Source organism: Xanthomonas cissicola (assembly GCF_008801575.1).
Lineage (GTDB): Bacteria > Pseudomonadota > Gammaproteobacteria > Xanthomonadales > Xanthomonadaceae > Xanthomonas > Xanthomonas cissicola.
The window spans coordinates 1-7,566 of record NZ_VZPL01000109.1; the positions used below are offsets into that span (position 1 = coordinate 1).

The 7,566-nt window shown below is 63.8% G+C and carries 4 protein-coding genes and 2 pseudogenes; 4 read left to right on the forward strand and 2 right to left on the reverse strand.

Annotated features, from left to right (window positions below):
• Positions 1-140: integrase core domain-containing protein (locus tag F7R02_RS23210; protein ID WP_033837658.1), on the forward strand; the 140-nt coding region annotated here is incomplete at its 5' end.
• Positions 141-149: 9 nt separating this feature from the next.
• Here the strand turns inward: F7R02_RS23210 and F7R02_RS23215 are convergent.
• Positions 150-602: an MvdC/MvdD family ATP grasp protein gene (locus F7R02_RS23215; RefSeq protein WP_235857539.1), complete on the reverse strand. Its 453-nt coding sequence runs from the start codon at positions 600-602 to the stop codon at positions 150-152.
• A gap of 391 nt (positions 603-993) precedes the next feature.
• On the opposite strand from F7R02_RS23215, the gene F7R02_RS23220 reads away from it, so the two are divergent.
• The 3 genes and pseudogenes from F7R02_RS23220 to F7R02_RS23230 form a co-directional block, all read left to right on the forward strand.
• A complete protein-coding gene (locus tag F7R02_RS23220) occupies positions 994-2,775 on the forward strand; it encodes an autotransporter assembly complex protein TamA (protein WP_078591388.1) in 1,782 nt (593 codons plus the stop codon).
• Complete coding sequence (locus tag F7R02_RS23225; RefSeq protein ID WP_078591389.1) at positions 2,772-6,626, forward strand: translocation/assembly module TamB domain-containing protein; 3,855 nt, start codon at positions 2,772-2,774, stop codon at positions 6,624-6,626. Before F7R02_RS23220 ends, F7R02_RS23225 begins: the two co-directional genes overlap by 4 nt.
• Positions 6,627-6,885: 259 nt before the next feature.
• Positions 6,886-7,302 (forward strand): annotated as a pseudogene (locus F7R02_RS23230) (hypothetical protein); the annotation flags it as partial.
• A gap of 11 nt (positions 7,303-7,313) precedes the next feature.
• Here F7R02_RS23230 and F7R02_RS23235 read toward each other — a convergent pair.
• Positions 7,314-7,566, reverse strand: a pseudogene (locus tag F7R02_RS23235) (integrase core domain-containing protein); the annotation flags it as partial.

The following is a 7,566-nucleotide window of genomic DNA, read 5'->3' on the forward strand; positions in this document are numbered from 1 at the left end:
TGCTGCACGCGCGCACCGAGATCGAACGCTGGCGACGCGAATACAACGAGGACCGACCCAAGAAAGCAATTGGCGGCATGACGCCGTCCGCTTATGCCCAACATCTGGCAAACACCGATATCATTAACCCCGGACTCTAAACGCGGCCGCTACTCAGGGCGGGGGGACGTCGGCAGCCCAACAGTTTGCGCCATCAAGAGCTGATGAATCTTCAACTCACAGGCGTCTGCGCTAATACCCTTATTAATCCAGAACGCCTTTCTAAAGAGCGACTTGTGCGCATGGAACGCCGCATCCAGCTCCATCTGGACGAACTGACGATCCCTGACGTCGATGACTTTCGGAACTTCCGGCACACGCCGACGCCTGTTCCAGACGACACCGATATCATCTTCATTGAAGTTATGCTCCCCTGTGCTGATTTTTACATCCGCATGCCTTTCTGCATAGCTGATACTCACCGAAGATTTTGTGGGATAGTCCTCGGCATTCCATCGGATGACGCGACTGCCGCGCCTAGACAGTGCTTGCCCAAAGACGGCTGCATGGAAATCCCCGTCGAGAGAATTGATCAGTACGGCTTTTTTGTAGGTATCACGCATGTCTGTCCTCGCATCCTTTCATTGCACCCGCAATTCTCAGCGCAAGCTTGCGGCCCCCAAAGAGACGGAAACAACCTAAGCAACTGGCGTTTTTAAGCACCTTTCCCTTCATTGCATGACAAAAAATAATTTTGGTATTGAATTGATCGTGGTGTTTAAGTGCAGAAAGCGGAACGTGCATCTATTTGCGACTCGCGAGCTATAACGCAGCGAGCTCAAGCGGAGCAACTGGCTTAACTAAATCCTGTCTAATTCCGACGAGACAGAACGGCGGTGAGAGTGTGAAAGAAACGTTAAAGTGATCTCGGCCCAAAGGAGGTTGCGCCGCCCGTATAGTCGCGTCTGCTCACATTTTTTAGCCCTTCACGCCAAGGCTGGGTATCCTTTGCAGATGCTTAAAGTCGCGTTTGCTCTTTTCTTGCTGTGCACCCTGTTCGTTCCGCTGCAAGCGGTTGCGCGGGCAACCATCGACAAGATCGAAATCAAGGGGTTGGACGACGGCGACGACGCCGAGATGATCGAGAACATCCAGGTCTCCCTGTCTCTGTATGAGGCCGTGGGCAAGGAGCAGGGCGAGTCGCGTCTGGAATATCTGTTGGCACAGGCCGAGCGGCAGACGCGTGAGGCGCTGGAGCCGTTTGGCTATTACTCGCCGACCATTACGCTGGCCGCACCACGCGCCGGCGACAAAGTGACCGTGGTGATCACGGTGGATCGTGGCGAGCCGGTGCAGGTGCGCACCTCGCATATCTCCATCACCGGCTGGGCCGAGCAGGACCGCTATCTGGGCCAGGATCTCAAGCAGTTCGAGCCGCGCGAAGGCCAGGTCTTCAGCCATCCGCAGTACGAAGCCAGCAAGGTCCGCATCACCCGGCGTCTGGCCGAGCGTGGCTACTTCGATGCCGACTTCACCCAGCGCCGCGTTGCGATCACGCGTGCCGAGCATGCGGCCGACATCGATCTGAATTGGGACAGCGGCCGCCGCTACGACATGGGCAAGGTGCGCTTCGACTACGACTACTTCCGCGATGGCCTGTTCGACCCGCTGGTGTACTGGGACGAAGGCAGCTACTACCACGAAGGCAAGCTTGACCGATTGCGCGAGTCGCTGACCAAGCTGGATTACTTCAGCACCATCGATATCCAGCCCAAGCCCGAAGAAGCGGACGACCAGGGCCGCGTGCCGGTGGACGTCAAACTCACCCGCGCCAAGCGCACGGTCTACACCTCCGGCTTGAGCTACGGCAGCGAAAGCGGCGCCGGTGTGCGCGGTGGCGTGGAGCGGCGTTACGTGAACGCGCGCGGCCACAAGATGGACACGCAGCTGGATTACGCGCAGAACCGCAAGAGCCTGACCACCAGTTACCGCGTGCCGGCGTTCCGTTGGCTGGATGGCTGGTACACCGCCTCGGCGCGGCTGTACGACGAGCAGACCGAGTACATCGACCTGCGCAACGTCAAACTCACCGGCAGCCGCAGCGGCCAGATCAACGAGCGCTGGAGCGCGATCGCCTCGATCAACGCCTTGCGCGAGCGTTGGCGTTTCAGCAGCGGCGACGATTTCGAAGGCGCGGTGTACGAGACCTCCACACTGATCTATCCGCAACTGCAGGCCAACTACGTCAATGTCGACGACCGGCTGTTTCCGCGCAGTGGCGTGTCGGCGCAGATGTTCATTCGCGGCGGCGCCGAGGGTGCCGGCTCCGATACCAACTTCGGCCAGCTGTATGGCCAGCTGCGCTGGTTTCTGGGCGCTGGCGACAATGGCCGGTTGATCCTGCGCGGAGAAGGCGGCACCACCTGGACCAGCGACCTGGTGGCGATGCCGCCGAGCCTGCGTTTCTTCGCGGGTGGCGCCAACAGCATTCGCGGTTATGCGTTCCGCGAAGTCGGCCCACGCACGCCCAAGCCGGACGAATTCGCGCTGGGTGCCAAGAACGTGGTCACCGCCAGTGCCGAATACGAGCATTACCTCAAGGGCGGCCCCTGGGGCGGGGCGGTGTTCGTCGATGGCGGCAGCGCCTTCGATGACCGGCCGGACTGGCACACCGGTATCGGCTTCGGCCTGCGCTGGCGCTCGCCGGTGGGCCCGGTGCGCGTGGATATCGCACATGGCTTGAACGACCCCGACTCGCAATTCCAGCTCTACATCGATATCGGGGCCAACCTGTGAGCGCACCCTCACCTACGCCGCCGGCACCGCGCCCGCGCTTCTATCGCCGGCGCCGGTTCTGGGTGGGCTCGGGCCTGACCGTGCTCGGGCTGGTGCTGCTGGCCTTGATCGCGATCTACTGGCTGCTGCAGACCGTGGCCGGGCGCGATGTGTTGCTGGCACAGGTCACCGCGCGCCTGCCGGTGGGCGCCACCTTTACCTACGGCAAGGTCGAAGGCCCGGTAGCCGGCCCGCTGACCTTGCGCGATGTGGATTTCCATTATCAGGACATCCACTTCACTGCAGAGCGCGTGTATCTGGAGCCGGACCTGCGCCCGCTGCTGGGGCGCAAGCTGCAGCTGGACGCGGTGCAGGTGATCAATGCCACGTTGAACCTGGGCAAGAGCGAGGAACCGTTCACCCTGCCCAGCTGGCCCGAGTCGCTACCGCAGATCAACGTGCCGCTGGCGATCCAGGCCGACAAGATCGATGTGCAGAACCTGCGCATCACCCAGCTGCAGCAGCCGATGATCGTGCTGCATAAGGTGCAGGGCGGACTCGATGTGGCTACGGGCGAGCTGCGCACGCGCGATCTGGTGATCGACACCGACATGGGCGACTTCCGCCTGCACGGCGATTACCTGCCCAACGACGATTACCGTGCCGACCTGACCGCCACTGCGGTGCTACCGGCCGCACGCGGGCGCACCCCGGCCAGCCTGGGGCTGGTGGCACGCGGGGATCTGGACAAGATGGAAGTAGCCATCGCCGGCCGGGCGCCGGCGCCGCTGCAGGCCAGCCTGGTGTTCACCGGCCGCGACGACCCGACCTGGGCGTTCAAGGCCGTGACCGAAGCACTGGATACCTCGCTGTTGATTCCGGCCGCCGAGGGTCAAGCCAATCCGCCGGCCACGCCGATCGCGCTGAACCTGCAAGCCTCCGGCAAGGGTGGCAACGCCGATCTGCACGGCAGCATCAAGCAGGGCGAGTTGAGCGCCACGCTGCAGCCTTCGCATATCGCCCTGGCCGACCAGGTCCTCACCGTCGAACCGTTGGTGATCGACACCTTCGAAGGCCGCACGCAATTGCGTGGTAGCGCCGATTTCCGCGACACCCAGAATCCGAGTTTCCGGTTTGCGGTCAACGCCAGCGGCCTGCGCTTCACCCCGGCCGCGGATCCAGCCACGCCCGACGCGCCGCTGGTGCCGGTGGAGTTGCAAGACGCGCGCCTGGGCGTGGCCGGCACGTTAAAGGCCTGGGCCGCGATCGGCCGCGCCACCGTGGAGCGCGATGGTCAGCAGGCCGAGCTGGTCTTCGACAGCCGTGGCAACGACCGAGGTGCACAGCTCAAGCAGGTGCAGGCGAAAACCCCGGGCGGCGCGCTGGATCTCACCGGTGAAGTGGCTTGGGCGCCGGCGCTGCAATGGGATGTCAGCGCGCAACTGGCCAAGTTCGATCCGGGTTATTTCGCGCCGGGCTGGAACGGCAACCTGTCCGGCAAGATCGCGTCCAAAGGTCGCCAATTGCCGCCCCCCGCCGGCGGCGTCTCGCCGGGGTTCGAGGCCACTGCGGAAATTCCCAGCCTGACCGGGCAGCTGCGTCAACGCGCGCTGTCGGGCAATGGCAAGTTCGCGTTGCGCGGCCAACAGGGCGAAGGCGAACTGCAGCTGGCGCTGGGCAATAGCCGCATCAACGCCAAGGGCAAGGTGGGCGACCAGCTCGATATCGCCGCGCAGCTGCAGCCGTTGCAGCTGGACGACGTGCTGCCCGGCGCCACCGGCGTGGTGCGCGGGCAGCTGCAGGTCAGCGGCAAGCGCGACGCACCCGACATCACCGCCGACATTGCCGGCAACGGCCTGCGGTGGGACACCTATAGCGCCCAGAACATCAGCCTGCGTGGCCGGCTACCGTGGCGCGGCAGCGATGGTCAACTGGCCTTGCAAGGGACCGCCATCGAAGCCGGTGTGGTGCTCGACAGCGTGCGCGTGCAGGCGCGCGGCGCGGTGGAGGCCCTGCGGCTGGATGCGGATATCGCCAGCAGCATGGCCAGCGTCGCCCTGCAGGGCGATGTGCGTCGCAACGGCGAGCGTTGGCAGGGCCAGGTCGCAACGCTGCGCATCGCACCGGCCAAGGGCGATGCCTGGGCGCTGCGCCAACCGGCGCAGTTCAGCACCGATGGCGCCGCGTTTACCTTGTCCGACACCTGCCTGGGCGCGGCCACCGGCGGCGCACTGTGCGCCAGCGCCAATTGGCCGCGCGAGGGCATGGTGGTGCACGGCGAGGCATTGCCGCTGTCGCTGGTGCAGCCGTGGCTGCCCAAGCAGGAAGGTCGGCAGATCTATCTGCGTGGCGAACTGTCGCTGGACGGCAGCTTCAAGCCACGCGGCAATGCCTGGGAAGGCAGCCTGCGCATCGCGTCGCCCGAAGGCGGCATTCGTTTGGGCGAAACCCGTTACGCTGCAGTGGCCGGCAATCCCAATCGCGGCGAGTTGCTGCGCTACGACCAATTCAGCGTGCAGGCCGATTTCACCCAGCAACAGATCCAGGGCAAGCTCGGTATCGGTTTCCAAGGCGCCGGCTTTGTCGATGCCAAGTTCAATACCGGCTGGGATGCGTACGCGCCGCTCAACGGCGAGCTGTATCTGAATATGTCGCGGCTGTACTGGCTGGAGCTGGTGATTGCCGACGTGGTGCGGCCGAAGGGGTTGGTCGAATGCCACGTGAGCCTGCGCGGCACCCGCGACAAACCGCTGCTCGGCGGCGATGCGACCCTGAGCGATTTCACCGCCGAATACCCGTCGATGGGTTTGACGCTGAGCGAGGGCAAGGGCCGCTTCGACGCGTTGCCGGATGGTTCGGCCAAGATCACCGCCTCGGCCAAGTCCGGTCCCGGCACGCTCACCGTCGATGGCGGATTGTCGTGGTTCGGGACCAGCACCCCGCTGCTGCTCAATATCCGCGGCGACAACGTGCTGGCCTACAACACCAGCGAGCTTCGCATCATCGCCAACCCGGACATGCAGTTCGGCATTACCGACAACACCATGCAGTTGCGCGGCAAGGTCACCGTGCCCGAAGCGGACATCGACCTGGAACGCCTGGACCGTGGCACCTCGGTGTCCGAAGACGTGGTGGTGCTGGACCCGGTGGACCCGGAACAGACGCCCGCATCGCCATTGGATATGGACCTGGCGATCGTGCTCGGCGACAAGGTCAACATGAGCGGCTTCGGCCTCAAGGGCGGGCTGAGCGGGCAGATGCAGATCCGCGCGCGCCCTGGCCGCGAAATGACCGCCAATGGCGGGCTGGATGTGCGTGGGCGCTACAAGGCTTATGGCCAGGATCTGACCATCACCCGTGGCCAGCTGACCTGGAACAACAACATCGTCTCCGACCCGCGCGTGAGCCTGCGCGCCGAACGCAAGATCGGCGATGTCACCGCCGGCATCGACGTCAGCGGCCGCGCCGAATCGCCGCGTGCCGATGTGTGGTCCGAACCGGCGATGTCGCAATCCGAAGCGCTTTCGTACCTGGTCCTGGGCCGCGGCCTGTCCACCGCCAGCAGCGACGAAACCCAGCAGGTCAGCGCCGCCTCGGCGGCACTATCGGCCGGCAGCAGCCTGATCGCCTCGCAGATCGGCGCCAAGCTCGGCCTGCACGAAGCGGGCGTCAGTCAATCCAGCACGTTGGGCTCGGTGGTCGGTTTCGGCAAGTATCTCTCGCCCAAACTCTACGTCGGCTACGGCGTGTCGATGGTCGGCGGCGGCTCGGTACTGACGCTCAAATATCTGCTCAGCCGCGGCTTCGATATCGAAGCCGAATCCAGCACCATCGAGACCAAGGGGTCGGTGAACTGGCGGCGGGAGAAGTAGGCGACGGTGAGCTGGTAGAAACTGCTGGTCCTTCTGCGGCGTCTGCTGCCGTTAGTGTGCAGCTCTTGTTGCATGGATGGAGGATCACACCGGTTGCATCTGCTTTACTTCGCTGCGCATCGGCATCAATGGCGCGTTGGACTGTTTCAACGCGCCATTACGCACTCTTTATGCTCGCGCCCCGGCGTGCGAATAGCTCCTTTATGCCCGTCAGGCCTACCTTGGCACCCCCGCACTGTGGTGCGTTGAGCCGAACACGATGTGTATCCTGATTTTGCGCGGTCCTCAGGCCGATCCGGCACCGTTGGTGCCGATGCAACTGCCTGCGTGCGCTGGGCGTGCGTTGCGCACGCTGGCGTGTGCCGACGTGGATCGCTTGATTGCCGAGCTGCATGCGGCCGGTGGCGATGCCGAGGTGGAGCTGGTATTGCTGGATTCGGGCGATCTGCCCTTGTCCGAGCGCAGCTGCGCGCGCGCCTTGCGGGCAGCGGTGGACGCGTTGCCGACGCCGTATATCGAGCTGCATACCCATGCCGATCAGGAACTGGAGCCGTGGCTGCATGCGCAGCATGCGCCGTTGGCGGTGGTGATCACGCCGCACGATGCGCCGCGTGCGTATGCGATGTCGCTCGGCATTGCCGCGCAGTGTCTGCCGTCGCTGCACGCGCCATTGCGTAAGCTCCCCCGTCAAGCAGGCACTTTAAAAGTAGAGCTTTCGGCGTACTTGTTGCGGTACTCGACCGGGGTCATTCCGCCGAGCGAATCATGGGATCTTGCTTGGTTGTAGTCGATCATCCACCAGTGGGCGGCTTCGCGCACCTCGTCGAGGCAGGCGAAGAGATTCAGGTCGAGCACTTCCTCGCGGAACGTACGATTGAAGCGCTCAATGAAGGCATTCTGATTTGGCTTTCCCGGCTGGATGTACTGTAGTGCGACGCCA